Source organism: Acinetobacter sp. IK40 (genome assembly GCF_035615075.1).
Classification (GTDB): Bacteria; Pseudomonadota; Gammaproteobacteria; order Pseudomonadales; family Moraxellaceae; genus Acinetobacter; species Acinetobacter courvalinii.
Genome location: NZ_JANBOE010000003.1, coordinates 205973 through 229632 on the forward strand (window position 1 = coordinate 205973; position 23660 = coordinate 229632).

At 46.7% G+C, this 23660-nt stretch carries 20 protein-coding genes; 6 read left to right on the plus strand and 14 right to left on the minus strand.

The window, feature by feature from the left end; translation table 11 throughout:
* Entirely contained in the window at positions 1-1299 is a 1299-nt protein-coding gene (locus MSG93_RS07330) for an FAD-dependent oxidoreductase (protein WP_005282532.1), read from the minus strand.
* 433 nt (positions 1300-1732) lie between these two features.
* Entirely contained in the window at positions 1733-2599 is an 867-nt protein-coding gene (locus MSG93_RS07335; RefSeq protein ID WP_324621197.1) for a pirin family protein, read from the minus strand.
* A gap of 287 nt (positions 2600-2886) precedes the next feature.
* Here MSG93_RS07335 and ycaC point away from each other — a divergent pair, with 287 nt between their 5' ends.
* Both ycaC and MSG93_RS07345 read left to right on the plus strand, forming a co-directional pair.
* Positions 2887-3513, plus strand: a complete 627-nt coding sequence (gene ycaC / locus MSG93_RS07340; protein WP_324621198.1) for an isochorismate family cysteine hydrolase YcaC — start codon at positions 2887-2889, stop codon at positions 3511-3513.
* 69 nt (positions 3514-3582) lie between these two features.
* Positions 3583-4509, plus strand: a complete 927-nt coding sequence (locus MSG93_RS07345; protein WP_324621200.1) for a LysR substrate-binding domain-containing protein — start codon at positions 3583-3585, stop codon at positions 4507-4509.
* Positions 4510-4517: 8 nt separating this feature from the next.
* Here the strand turns inward: MSG93_RS07345 and MSG93_RS07350 are convergent, their stop codons facing one another.
* Positions 4518-5438: a LysR substrate-binding domain-containing protein gene (locus MSG93_RS07350; RefSeq protein ID WP_324621201.1), complete on the minus strand. Its 921-nt coding sequence runs from the start codon at positions 5436-5438 to the stop codon at positions 4518-4520.
* 136 nt (positions 5439-5574) lie between these two features.
* On the opposite strand from MSG93_RS07350, the gene MSG93_RS07355 reads away from it, so the two are divergent.
* Positions 5575-6252 (plus strand): hydrolase, encoded by a 678-nt coding sequence (locus MSG93_RS07355; protein ID WP_005282519.1) that lies wholly within the window; start codon positions 5575-5577, stop codon positions 6250-6252.
* Between the two features lie 108 nt (positions 6253-6360).
* Here MSG93_RS07355 and MSG93_RS07360 read toward each other — a convergent pair whose 3' ends face one another.
* Positions 6361-7809 carry an NAD-dependent succinate-semialdehyde dehydrogenase gene (locus MSG93_RS07360; RefSeq protein WP_324621203.1) on the minus strand — a complete coding sequence of 483 codons (1449 nt, stop codon included), beginning with the start codon at positions 7807-7809 and terminating at the stop codon, positions 6361-6363.
* Positions 7806-9098, minus strand: coding sequence for a 4-aminobutyrate--2-oxoglutarate transaminase (gene gabT / locus MSG93_RS07365; protein ID WP_324621204.1), 1293 nt, complete (start codon positions 9096-9098; stop codon positions 7806-7808). Before gabT ends, MSG93_RS07360 begins: the two co-directional genes overlap by 4 nt.
* 153 nt (positions 9099-9251) lie before the next feature.
* Here gabT and MSG93_RS07370 point away from each other — a divergent pair, with 153 nt between their 5' ends.
* Entirely contained in the window at positions 9252-10751 is a 1500-nt protein-coding gene (locus MSG93_RS07370) for a PLP-dependent aminotransferase family protein (RefSeq protein WP_005282511.1), read from the plus strand.
* Between the two features lie 69 nt (positions 10752-10820).
* Here the strand turns inward: MSG93_RS07370 and MSG93_RS07375 are convergent, their stop codons facing one another.
* From MSG93_RS07375 to MSG93_RS07390, 4 genes are all read right to left on the minus strand, one after another.
* A complete protein-coding gene (locus tag MSG93_RS07375; protein WP_324621205.1) occupies positions 10821-12254 on the minus strand; it encodes an amino acid permease in 1434 nt (477 codons plus the stop codon).
* 427 nt (positions 12255-12681) lie between these two features.
* A complete protein-coding gene (gene ssb / locus MSG93_RS07380) occupies positions 12682-13254 on the minus strand; it encodes a single-stranded DNA-binding protein (RefSeq protein WP_005227828.1) in 573 nt (190 codons plus the stop codon).
* Between the two features lie 51 nt (positions 13255-13305).
* A complete protein-coding gene (locus tag MSG93_RS07385; RefSeq protein ID WP_005282505.1) occupies positions 13306-14667 on the minus strand; it encodes an MFS transporter in 1362 nt (453 codons plus the stop codon).
* Between the two features lie 157 nt (positions 14668-14824).
* Positions 14825-15907 (minus strand): DUF475 domain-containing protein, encoded by a 1083-nt coding sequence (locus MSG93_RS07390; protein WP_202740383.1) that lies wholly within the window; start codon positions 15905-15907, stop codon positions 14825-14827.
* 172 nt (positions 15908-16079) lie between these two features.
* Here MSG93_RS07390 and tenA point away from each other — a divergent pair, with 172 nt between their 5' ends.
* Positions 16080-16760 carry a thiaminase II gene (tenA, locus tag MSG93_RS07395; RefSeq protein ID WP_324621206.1) on the plus strand — a complete coding sequence of 227 codons (681 nt, stop codon included), beginning with the start codon at positions 16080-16082 and terminating at the stop codon, positions 16758-16760.
* Between the two features lie 37 nt (positions 16761-16797).
* Here tenA and MSG93_RS07400 read toward each other — a convergent pair whose 3' ends face one another.
* The 4 genes from MSG93_RS07400 to MSG93_RS07415 all read right to left on the minus strand — a co-directional run bounded on the left by MSG93_RS07400 (position 16798) and on the right by MSG93_RS07415 (position 19848).
* On the minus strand, positions 16798-17529 hold the full coding sequence (locus MSG93_RS07400; protein WP_324621207.1) for a hypothetical protein: 732 nt from the start codon (positions 17527-17529) through the stop codon (positions 16798-16800).
* Positions 17530-17848: 319 nt separating this feature from the next.
* Positions 17849-18202, minus strand: a complete 354-nt coding sequence (locus MSG93_RS07405) for a DUF1304 domain-containing protein (protein ID WP_032873527.1) — start codon at positions 18200-18202, stop codon at positions 17849-17851.
* A gap of 61 nt (positions 18203-18263) precedes the next feature.
* On the minus strand, positions 18264-19241 hold the full coding sequence (locus tag MSG93_RS07410) for a zinc-binding dehydrogenase (protein ID WP_324621210.1): 978 nt from the start codon (positions 19239-19241) through the stop codon (positions 18264-18266).
* A gap of 4 nt (positions 19242-19245) precedes the next feature.
* The gene (locus tag MSG93_RS07415) at positions 19246-19848 is read right to left on the minus strand and encodes a TetR/AcrR family transcriptional regulator (protein ID WP_324621211.1); all 603 of its coding nucleotides are present in this window, start codon (positions 19846-19848) and stop codon (positions 19246-19248) included.
* A gap of 244 nt (positions 19849-20092) precedes the next feature.
* Between MSG93_RS07415 and uvrA the strand changes: the two genes are divergently transcribed.
* Positions 20093-22924: an excinuclease ABC subunit UvrA gene (gene uvrA / locus MSG93_RS07420; protein ID WP_005282485.1), complete on the plus strand. Its 2832-nt coding sequence runs from the start codon at positions 20093-20095 to the stop codon at positions 22922-22924.
* Here the strand turns inward: uvrA and MSG93_RS07425 are convergent.
* Positions 22886-23611 (minus strand): hypothetical protein, encoded by a 726-nt coding sequence (locus MSG93_RS07425; protein ID WP_324621212.1) that lies wholly within the window; start codon positions 23609-23611, stop codon positions 22886-22888. The genes uvrA and MSG93_RS07425 overlap by 39 nt on opposite strands.
* Positions 23612-23660: the final 49 nt, after the last annotated feature.

Sequence of the window (23660 nt, forward strand, 5' to 3'; positions counted from 1 at the left end):
TTAATAACCGAGTTCGGGTGCAACCTTCACTTTTGGTTTTAGTCCAACAAAAGGTAACGGCGCACCTAAAATTTCAGAAATGTGCATGGCTGAAGTGACAGCCGATTCTAAAATTGGCAAACCATCACATGACCATGAACCACAATAAAACACTTTACGGTTCTGGTCTAAATGACGCTGCTGGATCTGTTTATTCAACGCGACCGTTTCCGAGTCCACCACCGCACGGGTCAGTTTGACCTTGGAAATAATTTTCTTCGGATCAATGTCAATCACCGGACACCAGGTCTGGAACACGGCATTTTTACCGACCAGTGTCGGTTCAATCGAGTTAATCCACACGGTAAATTGCTGACGGGTAAATTTACGGTCCATCATATAGCTGAGTACCGCCCAGTCTTTACGGCGTTGCGGCATCACAATCGGGTCGGTATGAATGACCAGATCACCTTCTTCAAAACGGAATTTTTTCAGCAAGGCAATATCTTCAGCAAACTGCGGCTGTTTCAGGAAACCTTCAATCGCGGGGGTTGGCGTGGCAATCACCACACGGTCAAACAGCTGGCGCTCGCCCTGGTCATTTTCCACCAGCACTTTATCGCCCTGCTCTTCCACTGTCTTCACCGGTGAGCCGCTATGGATCTCAATACCATCAATCAGGCGGCTGACCAGCGCAGGCGTACCGCCTTTCATCCGCAATAAGGCTTCACCTTCGGTCAACTGGCGAATAAATTCCAATAAAGGTTTGGCTGGCCATTCACCAATGGTCTTGGGATGACAGGTACAAATGGTATACAGCACTGGCATCACCGTACCATGCCAGAACACTTCCTCAATATGATATTGATTCATAAATTCGGCTAAGGTAATGTCCTGCTTGTCTGACTTAAAGAATTGGTGTACTGCCGTTTTCAGCTGCAACATGCCCTTGACCAGACGCCAGCCATATTGCTGGATGCCTTTACGGTTATTAATGATCGGGAAGTTACCAATGCGGCTGCGTGAGGTGGTGAGCCAAGTCTCTGTTTTATCTTCAAACAGCCAGCTGCACGCCATAAAAGTGCGTACCGGGAAAGTTTCAATACCTAAGTAGCTGGCCAGACTCAGGGTGTTCTGCCACAGCTTTGGATTCATGACACGCAAAGGTGCATCAATAATGCCACCATCAAAGTCAATACTATGACTATCCATGCCTCGACCTGCGAGCGCTTCGAATATCGTTACTTTATGTCCTGCATCATGTAGGATTCTGGCTGAGGCAAGTCCTGCCATTCCACTGCCAATAATTGCAATATCCAAAATTATGTCCCATCAGTTGATGATTTTTCTTGATTATGACTGATACTCGGGCCAAATACGGTATTAAAAAATACCAGATTCAGCATTTCAGACCGTGTTTTGTTGAATTTCATTGTTCATTTATTGTTACATTTTATCACAATTCTGATTCTGCACTTAAGCCAATGAAACCATTCAAAAAATTACCTTTTAGGCCACAAAACTATACAGAACATTCTTTATTTTTTCATTTTCATGGCTTTAGGGGCTTTGCAAAGCACAAATTTAGCGCTATTCTTTTGATATAAGAACGAGAACAAAGTCACATAATAAGCTGAATAATTATAAGTGACAATAAATTAAAAAAATCAATAGAGGACCCTTATAGCGAAAGCCCGTCACACTTCAAGGTGTGACGGGCTTTCTTACATAGACACTTGATTTAACTGCATAATCAAGCCTCCATCCGGCCAAATTTACCGCTATTGAAATCACGTACAGCTTCAACGATTTCCGCTTTGCTGTTCATGACAAAAGGCCCATAACCTTCAATCGGTTCATTGAGTGGCTGACCGGTCAGGATCAGGAATTTACTGTCCTGTTCGGCCTTGAGGCTAAACTCGATATCTTCACGGCTCAGTACCACCAGGCTCGGCGCTTCAATGCTTTGGTCGTCATTCAAGCTCACTTTTCCAGACAGCAATACCAATAACGTGGTATGGCCTTCGGTCACATAAAAGCTGTGTTGCTGACCCTGTACAATCGTGCCATCCCAGACGTTGACCGGACTAAAGGTAGTCGCGGCGCCATCCACGTCCTGATATTGGCCTGCGATGATGCGCATTTCACTGCCTGCATCATCCAGAGCAATATGCTGAATCTGGTCGGCTTCAATGGCCTGATATTTTGCTGGCGTCATTTTTGAATGTGCAGGCAAATTAACCCACAGTTGTACCATTTCAAACAAGCCGCCCTCGTGGGCAAATTCAGGCGAATGAAATTCCTGATGCAGAATCCCGCCACCGGCCGTCATCCATTGCACATCACCCGCTTTAATGGTTCCGCCACCACCACTAGAGTCTTTATGGGTCACTTCACCTTGGTAAGCAATAGTGACCGTTTCAAAGCCACGATGCGGGTGTGAACCGACTCCATGCTGCGCTGTAGTTGGATCAAAACGATAAGGCGCAGCGTAGTCCAGCAACAAAAATGGACTCAGGCTCTGGCCTAAACGGTCATACGAAAACAGGTTATACACCGGGAAACCATCACCGACCCAGTGCATGTGTTTGTTCTGATACACACCAAGAATTTTCTTCATCTGGTTTCTCCTATAGAGTAGAAGTTCTGCTGTTGGATGCTATTTTACGCCTGCAACAGGGGGGCTTATAGCCTCAGAATGGCAACACATTATTCTATCTATAGGACAATTTAAAAATTAAAAAGCTTATTGAAAGCTAAATATAATCAATCATCCTATTTTTGATATTGTTTGTCTCATTTTTTGTGCTTCATCTGACTTAAAAATTTAACTAGCATAATTTCAAGCAGTACGGACATTCATATTCTTATCCGTCTTCTTCTTTACAACAACATGAGGATACAACAATGGCTAAAGACTATATTCGCCTAGACAAAGACAACGCAGCGGTTCTTTTGGTCGATCACCAGGCTGGCCTACTTTCAATGGTTCGTGATATTGATCCAGACAAATTTAAAAACAATGTGCTGGCCTTGGCAGATGCGGCAAAATATTTCAACTTACCGACGATTTTAACCACCAGCTTTGAAAATGGCCCGAATGGTCCACTGGTGCCTGAACTGAAAGAACTGTTCCCGGATGCGCCTTATATTGCCCGTCCAGGCCAGATCAATGCCTGGGACAATGAAGACTTCGTCAAGGCGGTGAAAGCCACCGGTAAAAAACAATTGATTATTGCCGGTGTGGTGACGGAAGTCTGTGTGGCATTCCCTGCGCTGTCTGCCTTGGCAGAAGACTTTGAAGTGTTTGTGATTACCGATGCTTCAGGTACCTTTAATGCGCTCACTCGTGATGCTGCATGGGATCGCATGTCACAAGCCGGCGCACAGCTGATGACCTGGTTTGGCATGGCCTGTGAACTGCACCGTGACTGGCGCAATGACATCGAAGGTCTAGGAGCTTTATTCTCGAATCACATTCCGGATTACCGCAATTTGATGACCAGCTATTTCACCAACACCGCAGAAAAATAAACCGCCCTATTAAGATCAGGACAGTTAATGCTATCCTGATCTTGTCGTATTTACCGGATCTGCTTTGCCTTGATCAACTCATTTGATGACTTTCATTATTTCTATCTGGTGGTGAAACACGGCGGATTTAGTGCGGCCAGCGAAGCTGAAAATATCAGCAAATCCAAGCTGAGCCGTCGCATCATTGAACTGGAACAGAAGTTTAATGTCAGCCTGATCCAGCGCACCACCCGGCATTTTAAAGTCACCGATTTGGGCCAGGAATTCTATGAAGAATGCTGCAAGGTCATTGCCCAAGTGGAATGTGCCGAGAATGTCTTGCTGAAACAGAAAAATGAACCGCAAGGTACGGTCAAGATCAGTTGCCCACCGTTGATGATGCATTTCCAGATTCGTAAATTACTGAATCAGTTCTTAAAAAACTATCCCAAAGTTGACATCTCTCTGGAACTGACCAGCCGACGTGTCGATGTACTACATGATGATATTGATATCGCGATCCGTACCAGTTTTGAACCGAATCAGGATTCCAGCCTGATTGTCCGTGACGTGATCCGCACCGAACATTGTCTGGTGGCGGCACCAGAATTACTGCAAGGTCAGACCATCCAGCATTATTCAGACTTGCAGCACTATCCGAGCGTGGCCCTAGGTATACAAAAACATCAATATTACTGGCACTTATGTCATGTTAAGCGGGATGAAACGGTGGATGTGCCCTATCAGCCACGGGTCAAAAGTAATGATCTGGCAGGTGTGTATTATGCGGTGCGTGATGGGCTCGGTATTGCAGACTTACCCTACCTGACCGTGCAAGCCGATATTGAAAAAGGCAAACTCATTCATTTACTGCCCGAATGGAAATCCAATCGCGGTACGGTGCAACTGGTGTATGCCTCCCGTAAAGGCCAACGTCTGGTGGTGGAAAAACTGATTGAGACCCTGATGCAGGGCCTGCGTGAATTGGCAAAAACTGACAGCGGCTATTCGTTATAGGACTCTGATTAATACAACACCGAGTTGTGCTGTTTCAGTTCGTCAAACTTTTTGACCAGAAAATCGATCAATAATTTCATTGAGGGCAGCAAGCCGCGTCTGGAGGTATACACCAGATGGATCAGCTCAGGCTTGGGTTGCCATTCAGGCAAGACATGAATCAGGCGCCCTTGTTTGATATCTTCAGCCACCATCAGTTCCGGTAATTTAGCGATACCCAATCCTTGTAAAGTAGCTTCTCTTAATGCTGTTAAATCAGTAGTGGTCAGTCGTGGATGGCACTGTACTTTCAGTTCCTGTTGTTCCTGCGAAAATAATTGCCAATGATATTCAGGTGCAAAAGACTCCATCATCAACACCGGAAACTGGGTCAATTGCTGCGGTTCACTGATCGAATAAAACTGATGTAACAGGTCAGGACTCGCGACAATAAACTGCCGTGCCAGCGCCAGTTCCCGCACAATTAAATCGCTGTCTGGCAAAGGCAAAGTTCGAATCCGTAGCGCCAGATCAAAACGTTCATTGATTAAGTCAACCCGGCGGTTAGTGGCTTCCACATGCAGGCTGATCTTGGGATATAGCTGCAAAAACTCATTCAGCATCTGGCTAATATTGATATGCAATAAATTGGTCGGGCAAGACAGTTTGATCAAGCCGCGAGGTGCAGCGGTTAAAAACTCGATGGCCTCCTCGGCTGCCTCGGCTTCAATCAACATGGCCTTGCAATGCTGATAATAGATTTTACCCACTTCGGTAATCGAGACCTGTCGGGTGGTCCGGTTGATCAGCTTGACCCCGAGACGTTCTTCCAGATCGGCGATGCGGCGACTCAATAAAGACTTGGTGACCATCAGTTCCTGACTGGCGGCAGAAAAGCCACCACAATCGATGACTTTGACAAAGAAATATAAGTCATTTAAATCTTTCATCTTATTTGCTCAACCTGTCAGTATTCAGCAGCATTGTTCTTTTGACATGACAATATATCCTATTATAGATATTTTTCAGTCATCGTCCTGTCTATATTATTAATTATACCCCCTAAGACAAAATGAGGATACAACAATGACAACACCAGCAAATTTCAATGGTCAGGCACCTGTGATTGATGTCAATGATGCCGTAATGCTATTGATCGACCATCAGAGTGGCTTATTCCAGACCGTCGGTGATATGCCCATGCCCGAGTTACGCCAACGTGCTGCTGCCTTGGCCAAGATCGCCAGTCTGGCCAAGATTCCGGTGATCACGACAGCGTCGGTGCCGCAAGGTCCGAATGGGCCGCTGATTCCCGAGATTCATGCCAATGCACCGCATGCGCAATATATCGCCCGTAAAGGTGAAATCAACGCCTGGCACAATCCGGACTTTGTCAATGCAGTCAAAGCAACCGGTCGCAATACCTTAATTATTGCGGGAACCATTACCAGCGTGTGTATGGCTTTCCCTGCGATTAGTGCAGTTGCCGAAGGTTATAAAGTATTTGCCGTGATTGATGCTTCGGGCACCTATAGCAAAATGGCAGAAGAAATTACCTTGGCCCGTGTGGTGCAGGCAGGTGTGGTGCCAATGGATACCGCAGCGGTGGCCTCTGAAATCCAGCGTACCTGGAACCGTGATGATGCACTGGAATGGGCACAGGTCTATACCCAGATTTTCCCGGCCTACCAGTTACTGATCGAAAGCTACAGCAAAGCTCAGGCTGTGGTTCAGAATAATGAAATACTGGACTCGGCCCGCTAAGCCCAGTCAGAATGAAAAAAGCCAGTCATGAATGGGCATGACTGGCTTTTTATCAAACTTGTGCTGTGTAGAGCATTGCTAAACTAAGACATAAAACGTTTTTAGGTCTTATTCAGATAAATCCACACACAGATACTTCATTTCGGTATATTCCTCGATACCGAATTTTGAACCTTCGCGGCCTAAGCCCGACTGTTTCACACCACCAAAAGGTGCAACTTCATTGGAAATCGCACCGGTGTTGATGCCGACCATGCCGTATTCCAGTGCTTCACCGACTCGCCATTGACGGGCTGTACTCTGGGTAAATAAATACGCCGCCAGACCGAACTCGGTATCGTTCGCCATTGCCACCGCTTCGTCTTCGGTTTTAAAACGGAATAAAGCAGCCAGCGGCCCAAAGGTTTCTTCTTTCGACACCTTCATGTCTTGGGTAACGCCCGTCAACACGGTCGGTTCAAAGAATGTTCCACCCAAAGCCGAACGTTGTCCACCAATGCGTAGCGTCGCACCTTTGTCAGTTGCATCGGTAATATGCGACTGAACTTTGGTAATCGCATCTTCATCAATCAACGGTCCTTGGGTTGAACCTTCCTGACGGCCATCGCCCACTTTCAACTTGGACACCGCTTCCACCAGACGATCTGCCAAAGCATCGTAAATGCCATCTTGTACATAGATACGATTGGCACACACGCAGGTCTGGCCGCTATTGCGGTATTTGCTGGCCATAATGCCCTGCACGGCCTGCTCGAGGTTGGCATCATCAAATACCAGTACCGGTGCATTCCCTCCCAATTCCAGCGAAAGCTTTTTAATGGTTGGTGCGCATTGCTGCATCAAAATACGACCGACCTGGGTTGAACCGGTAAAACTGAGCTTCCGCACAATGTCGCTTTCGCATAAAGTCTTGCCGACTTCAATCGCATCACCACTGATATTGATTAAGATATCGGCTGGCAAGCCGGCCTGTAAGGCCAAGACTTCGAGGGCATAAGCGGTTAATGGGGTTTGCTCTGCGGGTTTGACCAGCATGCTACAACCCGCTGCAATTGCAGGTGCTGCCTTACGGGTGATCATTGCCGCAGGGAAATTCCACGGTGTGATGGCCGCCGTTACCCCAATGGCTTGCTTAATCACCAGCAAACGCTGGTTCGGCTGAGTTGAGGTTAACACTTCACCATCAATACGGCGTGCCTGCTCTGCAAACCAGCGAATAAAAGAAGCGGCATAGGCAATTTCACCACGGGCTTCCGCCAGCGGTTTACCCTGTTCGGCGGTTAGAATCTGCGCCAGATTTTCCTTGTGCTCGAGCATCAGGTTGTACCAGCTCAACAATATATCGGCACGCGCCAGTGCAGTTTGCTTTTTCCAGGCTACCTGCGCCTGGGCAGAACGCTGGATCGCCGCATCAACGGCCGCTCGGTCATAGCTTTTGACCCAAGCCAATGTATCGCCAGTTGCTGCATCGTTGACTTCAATATAATCACTGGATGCAGGCTGATTAAATGCAATATCGGGATGTTTTAACAGATACTGCAAATTGTTTTGAATCATGCAGGTTGCTCCATTGCTGTTATGCGCTGTGGATTCAATGCGACAAAACCTTGTTTCAAGATCTCCAGACCTTGACGGAATTGTGCAGTAGGAATGGTTAATGGATATAAGAAACGAATAACGTTACCGTATTTACCGCAAGTCAGGAGTAACAAACCGTTTTCCATTGCATAATTTTGTACAGCTTTTGCTTGCTCAGCCGTTTCCAGTTCAACCGCCACCATCGATCCGAGTGCACGAATATCGGTCACCACCTCACCCGATGCCTGCTGGATCTGTTTAAGCACAGCGACCAGCTCGGCACCCAGTTCATTGGCACGTTCGCACAGCTTTTCTTGCTCAATCGCATCAATCACCGCATGGGCTGCCGCAACCGCAATCGGGTTACCTGCATAAGTTCCGCCCAGACCACCCGGGTTTGGTGCATCCATCACGTCGGCACGTCCCACTACACCTGAAATCGGGAAACCGCCACCCAGGCTTTTTGCCATGGTGATCAGATCGGCTTTGGTCTCGTAATGGTTCATGGCAAACAGTTTACCTGTACGTGCAAAACCGGTTTGGACTTCATCGGCCACCAGTAAAATACCATGCTTGTCACATAAGGCACGTAAACGCTTTAAGAACTCGGCAGGTACCACATTGAAACCGCCTTCACCCTGCACCGGCTCCAGTACAATCGCCGCCACGTCATGCGGGGCAATGTCTTCACTGAAAATATCTTCAACACTGGCAATAGCTGCATCGACGCTGATGCCTTTGGCTGGCACAGGATAACGCGCATGGAACACCCCTGCTGGCATCACTCCGAAATCACGTTTGTACGGCGCTGTTTTACCGGTCATGGCCATGGTCATGAATGAACGGCCATGGAAACCATTACCAAAGGTGATAATGCCATGACGGCCGGTATATGAACGTGCAATTTTCACGGCATTCTCAACCGCCTCGGCACCTGTGGTAAAGAAAGCCGACTTGGCAGCCCCCGCAATCGGCGCGCGTTCATTAATCCGTTCTGCCAAAGCCACATAACTTTCGTAAGGCGTAACCTGATAAGCCGTGTGGGTAAACTTGCTGAGTTGCTCAGTCACCGCGGCCATCACCTTGGGATGACGATGACCGGTATTCAACACTGCAATCCCGCCGGCAAAATCGATAAAGGCATTACCGTCCTTGTCCCAAATGGTGGCATTTTCGGCTTTTGCCGCATACCACTGGCACATCACGCCCACACCACGTGGTGTGGCTTGCTGTTTACGTGCGTTAAGTGCAGAATGTTGATTGTTCATTTAATTCCCTCATATTTTCATCGTCAGTTACAGTGTTGCCCGACATCCAGCTCGTTTTTTTCAGGATGTTTTACCAGGACTGTCTATAGCTGTAATTTCGCGCGTATGAAGGCCAGTGACGAGAGCCACTTTTAAATTGAAGGAGAGAGCCAATTGCGTAGTTTACTTGGAGACCATTTATTACAACGTCTCCAACAGGACATGGAAGGAAAACTACATCAACGCCTATTTCGCTGTTTACGCGGGGCCATTATCGAAGGCGTCATCCAGCCGAAAACCCGCTTGCCTGCTTCACGTGACTTAGCCAGTGAAATTCATGTGTCCCGTAATACGGTGCTTTCGGCCTATGAGCAACTTCAGGCAGAAGGCTATCTGGAGGCACGTACCGGACATGGCACCTGGGTGGCAGAACAGCTTCCTGAAGCCTTTTTAAATACCAAGATCAATAAAAAACAAGCGCCTGTTGCCCAGCAAGAAACCTCCGTTGTACTGTCACAACGTGGCTCAAGTTTATTGGGCTATGCTGCGGCTTCTCCACATCAATGGGGAGCATTTGTCCCGGGTGCTCCTGATGTCACCGAGTTTCCGCATCATATTTTCAGCCGTATTCAGGCCCGTCTCAGCCGTGAACCCGATATTAACCGGCTGATTTATAGCAGCGCCGGTGGCTGTATTGAACTGCGCAGCGCCTTGGCCGACTATCTGCGTGTTGCCCGTTCCGTGCAGTGCGATGCAGACCAGATCATTATTACCGAAGGCATCCATCAGGCCATTGATCTGGTTTCACGGGCGCTCAGTGATATTGGCGATCGTGTCTGGATTGAAGACCCGGCCTATTGGGGCATGCGCAATACCTTAAGGATCAACGGGCTGGATATTCAGGCCATGCCGGTTGATGCCGAAGGGATTATTCCCGAAGAACAGCCAGCCGAACCGCCTAAACTGATTTTTGTGACCCCCTCACATCAATATCCACTCGGTTCACATTTAAGCCTGGACCGAAGAAAACAGCTGATCCAGATCGCCCGTCAACATCACAGCTGGATTGTGGAAGATGACTATGACAGTGAATTCCGCTTCTCTGGCCAGCCTTATCCTTCCCTGCAAGGTCTGGAAAATGATGCGCCTGTGATTTATATGGGCACCTTTAGTAAAACCATTTACCCTTCATTACGGATTGGTTATGTGGTGGTGCCGAAGCCACTATTTTCCCCTTTACGGATTGTAGCAGCGGAATTATATCGGGGTGGGCACCTGCTCGAGCAGAAAGCCTTGGCTGAATTTATTCGTGAAGGCCATTATGAAGCGCATATCCGCCGCATGCGTTTGCTGTATGGTAAACGCCGTGACTATCTGGTGAGCCTGATTAACCGTTATTTGGGACCGGAATTTGTGCATGAATATGATGAGGCAGCCGGCTTGCATCTGGTACTCAAGCTTCCGGCACAATGTGACGATGTCGCGGTTGCCGCTACCGCACTGGAACGTGGCGTCAAGGTACGCGCACTGTCACAATATTATATGCACTCCCATGCCCATGCACAGCGTGGACTGCTAATGGGCTTTGCCTGTGTCAATGAAAAAGATATGGTCATGGCCTTTGGTGTGTTATTGCAATGTCTACGCGAAGCAGGGGTTGCGACCCTGCCTTAAGCACAAATGAAAAATAGAGAATCTCGTTCCCGGGATTCTCTATGGATTTAAACGATGATTCATGCATGTTTAGATCGATTGTTTTTTCTGGATCAGGGCATTGTTGCGGACTTTAGCCTTATTCAGCTTCTGTACCAGCACACCAATCATTACAATCGACAAGGCCAGCATGGAGGTATAGGTCACTTCTTTAAAATAAGTCCCTTCAATCAGCATCACCAGTAGTGATCCAATAATGATAAAAATCACGGCATAAGTAAGCCACGGGAACAGCCACATTTTAAAATCGATCTGTTTGCCTTCACGCTGGTACTTTTTACGCATCCGTAACTGGGAACAGGCAATCGCCAGATACACATATAAAGCCACCGTGCCTGTGGCCATCATCAGCACATCATAAACATTCATGCTTTCAGTTGCGGTTAAATACACGGCAACAACGGCAAATAAACTGGAAAATACCACCCCGATCCATGGACTGCCCTGACGGTTGGTCAGCGCCAGACATTTGGGTGCATCGCCACGCTTGGAGAGCGAAAATAGCATGCGCGAACAGGTGTACAGTGCCGAGTTAAAGCAGCTACATACCGAGGTGAGTACCACGAAATTGACAATATGCCGTGCTTCAGGAATCCCCAGTGCCGTCAAGGTAACGCTATACGTGCCCCAGGTCGGATCTTTTAATAAAGGATTGTCATGCGGAATCAAACAGACCGTGATCAACATGGAGCCGACATAGAACAATAAAATCCGCCAGACCACCGAATTGGATGCTTTGCGGATCTCTTTTTCCGGGCTTTTGGATTCCGCAGCCGCCACCGTGACAATTTCAGCACCGACATAGGCAAACATTACTCCCAATAACGCAGTAATCACTGGTGCAATCCCATTCGGCATAAATTCTTGTTGGAATAATCCGGTTGAACCTGCTTGAGCCAGATCGCCCCACGGCCACAGATGAAAAATGGCTAAACTGCCAATCACCAAAAAGATAATAATCGCTACCACTTTAATCAGGGCAAACCAGAACTCAAATTCACCATAGCTTTTGACATCTTTTAGATTGACCCAGACCAAGGATACAATCACCAGTAGCATATAGCCCCAGATCGGCATAAACGGAAACCAGCTATGCAGAATCTTACCGGCGACATAGGCCTCCCAACCCATCAACAGGGTCCAGAAACACCAGTACAGCCAGCCAATTGAAAACCCGGCCCAACGTCCAATGGCACGATCGGCATAGGTCGAAAATGAACCGCTATCCGGATTCATCACTGCCATTTCACCGAGCATGCGCATGATGAACAGCACCAGTAATCCGCCTAAGGCATAAGCCAGGATAACCGCAGGACCTGCGGCGTAAATGACATTACCGGAACCGACAAATAATGCACCGCCAATCACTCCGGCAATCGAGATCATGGTGAGATGGCGCGACTTTAATCCACTTTGTAAGCCTTGAACTTGTTTGGCTTCGGAACGATCAGGGTGTGCTGTCATTATTGTTCTTCCTTCACTTCAGGCGCATCTTCCGGTCTCAGAACAGTGCATTCTGAAATAGAAAATACCCTCAAAAAATTTAGTCGTTTTGTTCATCATCCATGCCTGGATCTTTCTATGACTAAACCGACGCTTCCGTATGCATACGTCCAATAGATTTAATGTGTCGCTTCGACAGCCAAGAAACGAGAGCCATTTTGAGAATAAAACCGAGGGCCAATTGCAGGATTTCTCCTCACAACCGGGACTTTTTTTAAAGTGTATTTTTAAGGGCGTTCTTGTTTTGGTTTTTAGCAATAAGGCATTGGATTCTTTTCAAGATATGAGCTAACAAGAGGATTTTACGGATAAGTGATGCCGGGAATGAGGCAATAAAAAAGCGAGGTATAACCGAAGTTATCCTCGCTTTTGAACATCTGCTTTGGGCTTAGAACGGTAAGTCGTCGTCTAGATCCGCAGGTGCTGCAGCAGGTTGCGGTGCTGCTTTTGGCGTATTAAAACCATTGCCTGCTTGAGGGCTGCCCGCATAATTACCTTGGTTACCGCCGTTAAAGCCGCCATTCTGGTTGTTATTGTTATAACCCGTGTTCTGGTAGCCACCGCCTTGATTATTATTGTTATTAAAGCGTGGTTGATTAAAATCGCCACCGCTTTGCTCGCCTTGCTGGCGCGTATCCAGCATTTGCATCTGGTCGCCACGGATTTCTGTGCTATAACGTTCCTGACCATTCTGGTCGGTCCATTGACGGGTACGTAATGAACCTTCGATATAGACTTTTGAACCTTTACGCAGATATTGCTGAGCAATTTCACCTAAACGGTTATGCAATACAATACGATGCCATTCCGTTTGCTCTTTACGTTCACCTGTACTCTTGTCCATCCACGACTCACTCGTTGCAATCGAGAACTGAGTAAGCGACCCGCCATTCGGGAAGGTTTTTGTTTCTGGATCTCGTCCTAAAGTACCTACTAAAATAACTTTATTCACACCACGCATTAGCTGTCTTCATCCTATATATTTATATGTTTCACTTTATAAGAGTTATGATCAAATGGCTACCTCTTTGCCAATCAAGTGCGTTAAATCTTGTCGTCCAGCATCATCAATGCACTGTTTATCGACTTTAATATAAGCAACTTGTTGTTCAGGCATCACCACGACTTCTTCAATACCACGAATTGCCAAAAGTTTTGAAGTCCATTCGTCTGTTTGTACCGTCTGAGGTAAAGGCAATACAATTGAGGACAGATATCTTGGCTGTGCCAATCCAAAACTAATCAGCAGCCATATTATAGCAATCCCAGTCAGCACACTCCACCCGAGCGCAGTATTCTGCATCATCAAAAGTTGCCCGCCCAAGGTACCGCCAAAGAAAGCGCCGAGGAACTGGCTGCTGGCATTGACCCCCATCGCAGTCGCTTTCGACTGGATCGGCGCAGCCTTGGACAACCATGACGGCAATAAGGCTTCCATCACGTTAAATGCAATAAAGAACAGGCCTAATCCGGCCAGTAACACGTATTTTGATTCATAGCCAAAAATCAGGATCAACAGGCCGCCAATAATCCCTGCAATGGCAGTGAGAAAAATGCCGCGCATCTTGCGATATTTTTCCGCAATGATAATGCTTGGAAACGCAAAGAACAGACTGATCACTAAGAGCGGCAAATAGACGAATCCGTGCTTCGCCAATGGAATTTGTGCATATTCAATCAACTGTGAAGGCACATAGATAAACATGGCGGTCAGCAACAGATGTAACGCAAACACCGAGACGTGCAAGCGGTTCAATTCACCCATCTGGATGACTTGTTTAAGCTGATTCAGATAGCCCTGCTGGTAGTTTCGATGATGACGGGTGACTTTAGGCACCAACAGCAACATTAAAATGGCCGCCAGTCCCATAATCGTGGTCACAAAGAATAGCCCCGAAATACCGACCAGACTGGTCAGCCACGGCCCCAAACTAAATGCCACCACAAAAGACAGGCCAATACTCATGCCCATCGCAGCCATGGCTTTGGTGCGTTGTTCTTCCCGGGTCACATCTGCCAGTAATGCCATCACCACCGCTGAAACGGCACCGGCACCGGCAATGGCACGACCGATAATCACGCCATAAATGGTGTCCGACAAACCCGCAATTGCCCCACCGATTGCAAACAGCAACAGTCCAAGCACCACCAGCGGTTTACGGCTGAAACGGTCTGCCAGCAAACTAAATGGAATCTGTAAAATTGCCTGGGTTAAGCCATAGACCCCGACTGCAAGACCGATGAGGGCTGGCGTGGCGTATTGATAGGATTGTCCTGCCACTGAAAAGACAGGAATAATCATGAACAAGCCCAACATGCGTAAGGCAAAAATGCTACTTAAGGCAAAGGTTGAACGGCGTTCTAAAGCATTCATTGTTGATAAGACACTATAACGGGCTCAGCGAATTATAAGCCATTCGCCTGCAAAGGTTGTAAGTTAGATCATGAAAATCACAATCTTTCTTCAGGGAAAAATAAAGGAGCGAATATCGCTCCTTTATTTAACATAGCTGTTCAAGCTGAAAACAAGCTTAAGAAGCCTGTTGTTCCCGCTTGCTGTACTGAATCGAAGCAATCACCGCCCAGACAATAAAGGCCACCCCGATCAGGCCAGTCACCACTTCAGGTACATGTAAGCCGGTACCGCTGGCAATCATGATAAAGGCCAAGGCACCAATGGCATAATGTGCGCCATGTTCCAGGAAGATATAAGCATCCAGAGTACCTTTCTCGACCAGATAGATGGTCATCGAACGGACAAAGATCGCACCGATCGCCAGACCGAGCATGATGACCACCACATCGCTGGTAATCGCAAAGGCACCAATCACACCATCAAAACTGAATGAGGCATCCAGCACTTCAAGGTAAAGGAAACCACCAAAACCGGCTTTGACCACACCCGCAGCAGCGCCATTTGAATCATGGGTGACAGCATTCCCCTCATCATCAATTTCAGGTTCGCCACCCAATAAATGACTCAACACCTGAACGCCGATGTACACCACAATCCCCCAGATTCCCGCCATGGTTACCGCCAGGCGCACCGATTCATCGACGTTTGCCGCCATGATGATCATTGCGATCAGGGCAAGGAAAACCGACATCGCAGGCACGCTGGCCAAATGTGCCAGTTTGGCTTCTAACCATTTAAACCAATGGGTTTCTTTGCCGTCGTCAAAGAAGAAATTCAAGAACACCATCAATAGGAACGTACCACCAAAGGCTGAAATTTCCGCATGATGGGCCATTAAACGTTCGGAATAGGTTTTTGGGTCATTGAGGGCCAGTTTTGCCACTTCAATCATGCCCATATCTGCCGTCACGGCCACGATCACTACAGGGAAAATCAAACGCATACCGAATACGGCAATCAGAATCCCTACGGTTAAGAAAATCATTTTCCAGAAATGATCCCAACCACGTAGTACCGAGGCATTTACAACCGCATTATCAAACGATAAAGAGACTTCCATCACCGCCAGAATTGCAGTAATGGTCAAGGCTTTCAGCATGGTGGTTACACCTGCTTCAGGCCCGTGCGTATAGCCCCAGTAGGCCGATAGTGCAAGACACACCACCGTAAAGAAAATTGAGAAACGAAAATGCTTCATGAGCAGCCTTTTATTCAAATAGTCGGGTGATAAAAATGTGTCTATTGTAGGCGAGTTTGCGATGAAATAGACAAAAGATTGTTGCACTTATTTTGAAGAAAATTTTATCTCCGGCAGACTCTGTTATAGTGCTGACAGCATTATTTAGCATGTTTTTTAATAGGTTCAATCCATGACGTTTTCTCAAGATGTATGGCAACGCAATCAAGACTTATATCAAAAAATATTAGCCTTGCCTTTTAATCAGGAACTTGCAGCAGGGACATTAGATCGCAAGGTATTTTGTCACTATGTGATTCAAGATGCGCATTACTTACTGGCCTATGGTCGGGCATTGGCTGTGGCTGCGGCAAAAGCCTATGATGCCGATGATGTGATCCAGTTTTCTGAAGCCGCAAAAATCGCGATTATTGTAGAACGCAGTTTGCATCATGATTTTATGCAGGAGTTTGATGTCAGCAAGGCCGAGTTTGAAAACACACCGCTGACTCTGGCCTGCCATCATTACACTTCCTTCTTAACGGCAACGGCGTGGTCTGAAAGCTATCCTGTCATTTTGGCTGCCTTGCTGCCATGTTTCTGGATTTATGCCGAAGTGGGCAAAGACATTATCAGCCTGTCTGTTGACAATAATCCTTATCAGGCTTGGATCGACACCTATGCGGGTGAAGAATTTAATACGGCCGTACGGAATGTGATTACGACCATAGATAAAGTCGCTGCTCGCTGTGATGCGGATACCCTAGCCAAAATGTATGCCGCCTATACCATGGGGGCAAAACTGGAGTGGTTATTCTGGGATAGTGCTTATCAACAACGTCAATGGTTAGGTCTGGATCAGATAAAACCATAACCAAGGAGGCATGCGCCTCCTTCTTTTATGAGCAAAACTAGTTTCTACGCCATTTGCCCCAGTTCAGAAAAATGGCGGCCCCCAGCAGGGTCAGGAAAATCAGGAATTTGGCTTCAAATCGGGCAATACTGAATTGCTGACGATGACTTTGCTCCTGCAACGATGGCTCAAGCTGTTGGGTATCCAGCGGATGAATGTCCAGCGCCAGTAATTGCGGTGTTTTTTCTGCCTCGCCAATCACCACATAGGCCGCTTTAATTTCGAAGTCCTGTGGGTTGGTTATCCCAAAACTGATTTGGGCAGGTGTGCTGGAGTTGTATTCCGGAATCCAGTCCATAATCCGGCCATATACACGCACATTATCGGTTGTGCCCAAGACCGGATCTTGTATCTTTTTCCCAGTTTGCTCCTCAATCTCATCCACCAGATCTTCAAATTCATGAAAGGAATAGTTCTGGCGGACCGGCAAATGATTAGCGGCCAGATTCACCCGCTCTGTCGGATTGGCAGGATGCGCCTTATTAATCACGCCTTCACCCTTAACCACAAAATCGGCCTGACTATTATTTGAAGCAGATTTGGGTACACCGACCAGATAAAAGGCGGTCCAGAGCTGTGAGCCTGAATTCAGATTTTTCAGCTGCAACTCATACACTTCATCATGATTTAAATTAAAGACCTGATCAAATCCAATAATTTTTGTTTCCTGTGCCATGAGACTTAAACTCAGACACATGCCCCACCCCAGTACCATCAGTTTTCTTAACATTATTATTGCTCATGTGTTCTATGTTATTCATTTTAATTTATTTATTTGATAAACCAGAAGATAATTCCTGACTTTCTTCAGGCAGGATGACCAAAAATGACAGCTTGTAGCATTTTGTTATCCTTAATTCCTAATCTGGCTCAAGGTCAACATGTGCGGATTGCATGCAAGCAGCTCCTGCCCTGAAAAACAGACATAAAAAAGCCCCAATTAAGGGGCTTAGTCGTATATCGTATCGTCCGATATACTGTATGAGGCTCATCTCAAACTGGGAGCATTAAAACATAAATCCATCCCATTGCCTACTGATATCTCTCGGCTAAAAAACATTCACCACAATTAAAGCAATGAATGCGGGGATGGCCTGAATGTAAATAATCTTCTTGCTGGCGGTTAACCCCCCATAGATGCCAGCGATCAGCACACAACCCAAAAAGAAATTGGCGATCGCAATGGCATAGCTCGCAGGTGCCAGTAATGACCAGAATAAACCAGCGGCAAGAAAGCCGTTATACAGCCCCTGATTTTGTGCCATCACTTTGGTGAGCTGTGCTTTTTCCAGACTATTGCCAAAGGCTTTTAAGCCATAGGGTTTGTCCCACAAAAACATTTCCAGCACGAGAATATAGACGTGTAATAAGGCGATAAGTCCAATGAGCAGTTGTCCAAGCATCTGATTATCCTTTTTATAATAACAACATCGGGTTGAACCAGCCGCTCGGCTGGTCATTAATTTATGGCTTCAACAACACTTTACCTTGACGGGCACCCTGTGTGGCTTTGAGCGCTGCCGTTTGAATTTCGTCAAAGCTAAATACGCCTTCAACGGGCAGAATAAGTTTCTTTTGCGCTGCCAGTGTCAGAAGTTCGACAAACAATGCCTTTTTGCGTTCTGCTGGCATTTCTTTGCTCACCACACTGGCCCAGAAACCTTTTACCGTCGCCTGTTTAAAGATCAGGTCACCTGACGAGATCTGCATGGTTTCCCCAGTCATGCTGCCAAAGGAAACCAACAGGCTATTTTCACTCAGCAGATTCAACATTTCACCACTGGCACTGCCACCAATTGAATCCACTCCCGCAATTAAAGGCTGCTCTGCATGGAGGGCTTTGACTTGCGCTTTCCAATCGTCCTGATCCGTTGCCACCACATGCTGGATGCCGAGGGCCTGCATTTCGGCAATTGCATCGCTACGGCGCACCAGATTAATGACTTGCAGACCACGCGCCTGAGCGATCATGGCAACCGTTTTTCCCACCGCACCGTTGGCGGTGTTCTGGATCAGCCATTGATCCGGCTGAATATTGACAAAATCCAGCAGCATCAAGGCACTGATCGGCATACCAATCAATTGAGCGGCCGTTTCATTATCAATGGCATCATTTAAGGGAATGATAGCTTGTGCAGGTGCAATAAAATATTCTGCCCAGCTGCCATACACACCAGCAACGGCTACGCGTTGTCCTAATTTACTTTGATCAACGCCTTCACCTACCGCATCGACCATACCGACCGCTTCACTACCGCCAATGGCAGGAAGGGTTGGCTTATAGCCATAGCTACCACGTACGGTCCAGACATCGTGATTATGTATGGGAGACAGGATGGTTTTAATACGAACTTCGCCGGCTTTCGGTTCAGGTCGCGGCATTTCTGCCAGCTGTAACACCTCAGCAGGTTCACCAAAACTGTGATGGATAATACTTTGCATCTTTTTATTCCTTAATCGGTTGTAACAGCTGTTGTGTGGTTTCTAAAGCCAGATGTAGCGGTGTTTTGTCTTGGGCTAATTTGCTCATCAGGGCTGCACCCAGCCATAACTGATACATCACCTGAGCCGTTTTAAATGGATCCAGATGCATTGGAATGGAGCCTTGTTGTTGCCCTTCTTGCAGTAGCAAGGCCACACGTTGTGTCAGCCGATGCACACCAAGATTGAGAATTTCACGCATGTCCTCGGATAAATCGGCCACCTCTGCACCTAATTTCACAATCAGGCAATTCTCGGCCCAGCTGCCATACACAGGATCATCAATCCAGGCCTGCCATAACGCCATCAAACGTGCATAGGCATCTGCTTCTGTCTGTTGCCAAAGCTGCTCGACCCGGACTTTGTAATCTGCCATGTACTGTTCCAGCAAGGCACAGCCGAAGGCTTCTTTAGAAGCAAAATAATGGTAGAACGACCCTTTCGGAACAGCACAGGTCTTGAGAATTTCTTGCAAGCCCACCCCGACAAAACCTTTACGCAACACCAGTTCAAAACTGGTATCGAGAATATGTTGTCGCGTGGCTTCACTTTTAATTGATCGTTTCATCAGCACACTATAAATTAATATTAGACCAGTCGTCTAGTAATTTGTATATTTTTATTCCTTCCGTGTTGATAAGTCGTAATTTGGCCTAGGGAAAGCTCAAAATACGAGGCATATTACCCACAATAAATGTGAACCAGTTCATTAACCGTCACAATTTGTCGTTTTAATTATTTTTATATCACTTGAACAATTTTAAATCGTTATCATATACATGTTTTCATGTTCAGCTTATTGAGATGTATTTATGAGTCAAAGTCATATCCGTATTCGAGGCGCACGTACCCATAATTTAAAAAACGTGTCGCTCGATATTCCACGTGACAAGTTTGTGGTGATTACGGGACTTTCTGGCTCAGGAAAATCATCCTTGGCCTTTGATACCTTGTATGCCGAAGGTCAGCGCCGTTATGTCGAATCGCTGTCGGCCTATGCACGCCAGTTCCTGTCACAAATGGAAAAGCCGGAAGTCGATTCGATTGAAGGTTTATCGCCTGCGATTGCCATTGAGCAGAAGTCGACCAGTCATAACCCACGTTCGACCGTGGGGACCATTACCGAAATTTACGACTATTTGCGTTTACTCTACGCGCGTGTCGGTACGCCTTACTGCCCTGAACATGACCTACCGATGGTGGCCCAAACCATTTCGGAAATGGTCGATGTAGTCAAGAGTCTGGAAGAAGGCACCGCATTGATGCTGCTTGCACCTGTAGTACGGGAGCGTAAAGGTGAGTACACCCAACTGTTTGAACAGTTACAGGGGCAAGGTTTTGTTCGTGCCCGTGTTGATGGGGAAATCATTGATATCGATACCCCACCCGAGCTGGACAAAAAGAAAAAGCACACCATTGAAGTGGTGGTGGACCGCTTTAAAGTACGTGATGACCTGGGTAACCGGATTGCAGAATCGTTTGAAACTGCACTACGTCTAGGCGGCGATATTGCGGTGTTATCCTGGATGAATGGTGAACATCCGGAACGTGTGTTCTCGGCCAAGCACTCTTGTCCTGAGTGTGATCGTGCCGTGGCTGAACTTGAACCACGCCTGTTCTCATTCAACAACCCATTCGGCGCCTGCCCTGTCTGTGACGGTTTGGGAACACGTAGTCATTTCAGTGCAGATAAACTGATTCCAAATGCTGAGGTTTCGATCAGCCAAGGTGCGATTCGTGGCTGGGACAGACAGCGTCCGTATTACTACACCATGCTGCAAAAAGTTGCGGATCATTTTGGTATCGATCTGGATGAGCCTTGGAACAAACTCGATAAAGATACGCAAAAGAAATTCCTGCAAGGTACAGGCAAAGAGAAAATCGACCTGAGTTATATTGATGAACGTGGTCGTAAGCATACCCGTGTACAAGCCTTTGAAGGGATTTTGCCGCATCTGGAACGTCGCTACCGCGAGACGGAATCGAATTATGTCCGTGATGATCTGGCACAATATCTGTCGAATGCCGCGTGTGATGCTTGTGGCGGTTCACGTTTGAATGAAATTTCCCGTCATGTTCGGGTCAAGGACAAGACCATTGCCCAGATCACCAAGATGTCGATTGGGGATGCGGAAAATTATTATCAGGACCTCAATCTTGAAGGTGCTAAAGGTGAAATCGCCGATAAAATCTTTAAAGAGATCCGTGAGCGTTTACACTTCCTAGTCAGCGTTGGCCTGAATTATTTGAGTTTGGCACGTTCTGCCGAAACCCTTTCAGGCGGTGAAGCCCAACGTATCCGTCTGGCGTCACAGATCGGTGCCGGTCTCATGGGCGTAATGTATGTGCTGGATGAACCGTCAATTGGTCTGCATCAACGTGATAATGATCGCTTACTACAAACCCTGATTCGCCTACGTGATTTGGGAAATACCGTTCTGGTAGTTGAGCATGATGAAGATGCCATCCGTGCCGCTGATCATATTATTGATATTGGCCCGGGCGCAGGGATTCATGGCGGTGCCGTGATTGCCGAAGGGACTTATCAAGAACTGGCAGATCATGCCGACTCACTGACAGGTCAATATCTGTCAGGTAAGTTGAAAATTGAAGTACCGAAACAACGCACCCAGTCTCCTCGTCCGGATGAAGTGATTAAGCTGTCTGGTGCCAGCGGACATAACTTGCAGAATGTTGATCTGACCATTCCATTGGGCATCATGACCTGCGTCACCGGGGTGTCTGGTTCGGGTAAATCAACCTTGATTAACCGGACTTTATTGCCGTTGGCAGCGACGCAACTGAATGGTGCAACCACGCTAACTGCCGAGAAGTTTGACTCGATTGATGGTTTACAGCATCTGGATAAAGTGGTGGATATTGACCAGAGTCCAATTGGGCGTACCCCACGCTCCAACCCTGCCACCTATACCGGTTTATTCACGCCGATTCGTGAGTTATTTGCCCAAACACCGGAAGCCAAAGCGCGTGGTTACAGCGCAGGCCGTTTCTCCTTTAACGTCAAAGGCGGACGCTGTGAAGCCTGTGAAGGTGACGGTATGATCAAGGTGGCGATGCACTTCCTGCCGGATATGTATGTGCCTTGTGATGCTTGTCATGGCAAGCGTTATAACCGTGAGACTTTAGAAGTCGGTTATAAAGGCAAGAACATTTCTGATGTCTTGGAAATGACGGTGGAAGATGCAGCGGAATTCTTTAGTGCTATTCCGGTGATTCATCGTCGTTTAGATACTTTGACTCAAGTGGGCTTGGGCTATATCCGTTTGGGTCAGGCTGCAACTACCCTTTCTGGCGGTGAAGCGCAACGGGTGAAGCTGGCACGTGAGTTGGCAAAACGCGATACAGGTCGAACCTTATATATTCTGGATGAACCGACTACAGGTCTGCATTTCCATGATATTGCCAAGTTACTCGACATCTTGTATGAGCTCCGCAATAAGGGGAATACCATTGTGGTGATCGAGCATAATCTGGATGTGATCAAGACCGCTGACTGGGTGATTGATTTAGGCCCTGAAGGGGGTTCTGGTGGTGGCCAAATCATTGCCGAAGGTACACCTGAACAGGTCGCCGAGGTTGAGATTTCACATACAGGTCGTTTCTTGAAGCCGATGTTGAAATAAACTTAATTGGTTCACTAATAGTGGTGTAAATTTAGGCTGTCTTCGCCCTTCAAGTTTAAATTTACGCCAACTTCCTAAATATTGGACTGGAGCATATTCAAGATTATCAAACAAAGAATGTTGGGTTTTCTGGAGGTTTTCAGCACGCTTTAAACATGCTCTTAACCATGAGTAAGACATTTTCATATAATCAGCAATACTTAAGTACGTATATTTGATAAGTTTAGGTTTAAGACTTTCAAATAAATGAACAAAAGCTAAAGCCATAGAAAAACTATTTTCTTTGATTTGGTGTGTTTCTTTGTTTTGTTGAATGTGCTGATTTTCAGTATCTAAAATTCGTTGCAATGGCTCAGTAGATGCCGGAGAAGATAGGGTTAAAAGGATGGGATTAATTGCCTCGTCTAAATCATTTCTCGTACTGTGATCAAAATTAAAAGCATTTTTAAGTAGACGATCGGCACTGTGGACGAATTTATTCCACATTTTATGTTTTAATTCATCCCAATGTTCATTATTTGCTAAATCAAATTCTCCAGTCCAATGCTCGATAATAAATAAAAAGGCATCTTGAGCGATATCATCGCTTTCACATTGTTTAGAAGCTCGCGCTATCTTTTGCCAGTCTTTGTAATGTTGAGATGAATAAATAGCTTGAGATAATTTATTTTGGTCTTTTGCTAACACAGATAGAGTCTTATATTTTGGATTCTTCTAAGCTAGCAGTTTTAAATTT

Coding starts and splice junctions, on each gene's coding strand:
- MSG93_RS07335 (WP_324621197.1), bottom strand. CDS start 2,599: ATGAAGAAAATTCTTGGTGTGTATCAGAACAAACACATGCACTGGGTC.
- ycaC (WP_324621198.1), top strand. CDS start 2,887: ATGGCTAAAGACTATATTCGCCTAGACAAAGACAACGCAGCGGTTCTT.
- MSG93_RS07350 (WP_324621201.1), bottom strand. CDS start 5,438: ATGAAAGATTTAAATGACTTATATTTCTTTGTCAAAGTCATCGATTGT.
- MSG93_RS07355 (WP_005282519.1), top strand. CDS start 5,575: ATGACAACACCAGCAAATTTCAATGGTCAGGCACCTGTGATTGATGTC.
- MSG93_RS07360 (WP_324621203.1), bottom strand. CDS start 7,809: ATGATTCAAAACAATTTGCAGTATCTGTTAAAACATCCCGATATTGCA.
- gabT (WP_324621204.1), bottom strand. CDS start 9,098: ATGAACAATCAACATTCTGCACTTAACGCACGTAAACAGCAAGCCACA.
- MSG93_RS07375 (WP_324621205.1), bottom strand. CDS start 12,254: ATGACAGCACACCCTGATCGTTCCGAAGCCAAACAAGTTCAAGGCTTA.
- ssb (WP_005227828.1), bottom strand. CDS start 13,254: ATGCGTGGTGTGAATAAAGTTATTTTAGTAGGTACTTTAGGACGAGAT.
- MSG93_RS07385 (WP_005282505.1), bottom strand. CDS start 14,667: ATGAATGCTTTAGAACGCCGTTCAACCTTTGCCTTAAGTAGCATTTTT.
- MSG93_RS07390 (WP_202740383.1), bottom strand. CDS start 15,907: ATGAAGCATTTTCGTTTCTCAATTTTCTTTACGGTGGTGTGTCTTGCA.
- tenA (WP_324621206.1), top strand. CDS start 16,080: ATGACGTTTTCTCAAGATGTATGGCAACGCAATCAAGACTTATATCAA.
- MSG93_RS07400 (WP_324621207.1), bottom strand. CDS start 17,529: ATGTTAAGAAAACTGATGGTACTGGGGTGGGGCATGTGTCTGAGTTTA.
- MSG93_RS07405 (WP_032873527.1), bottom strand. CDS start 18,202: ATGCTTGGACAACTGCTCATTGGACTTATCGCCTTATTACACGTCTAT.
- MSG93_RS07410 (WP_324621210.1), bottom strand. CDS start 19,241: ATGCAAAGTATTATCCATCACAGTTTTGGTGAACCTGCTGAGGTGTTA.
- MSG93_RS07415 (WP_324621211.1), bottom strand. CDS start 19,848: ATGAAACGATCAATTAAAAGTGAAGCCACGCGACAACATATTCTCGAT.
- uvrA (WP_005282485.1), top strand. CDS start 20,093: ATGAGTCAAAGTCATATCCGTATTCGAGGCGCACGTACCCATAATTTA.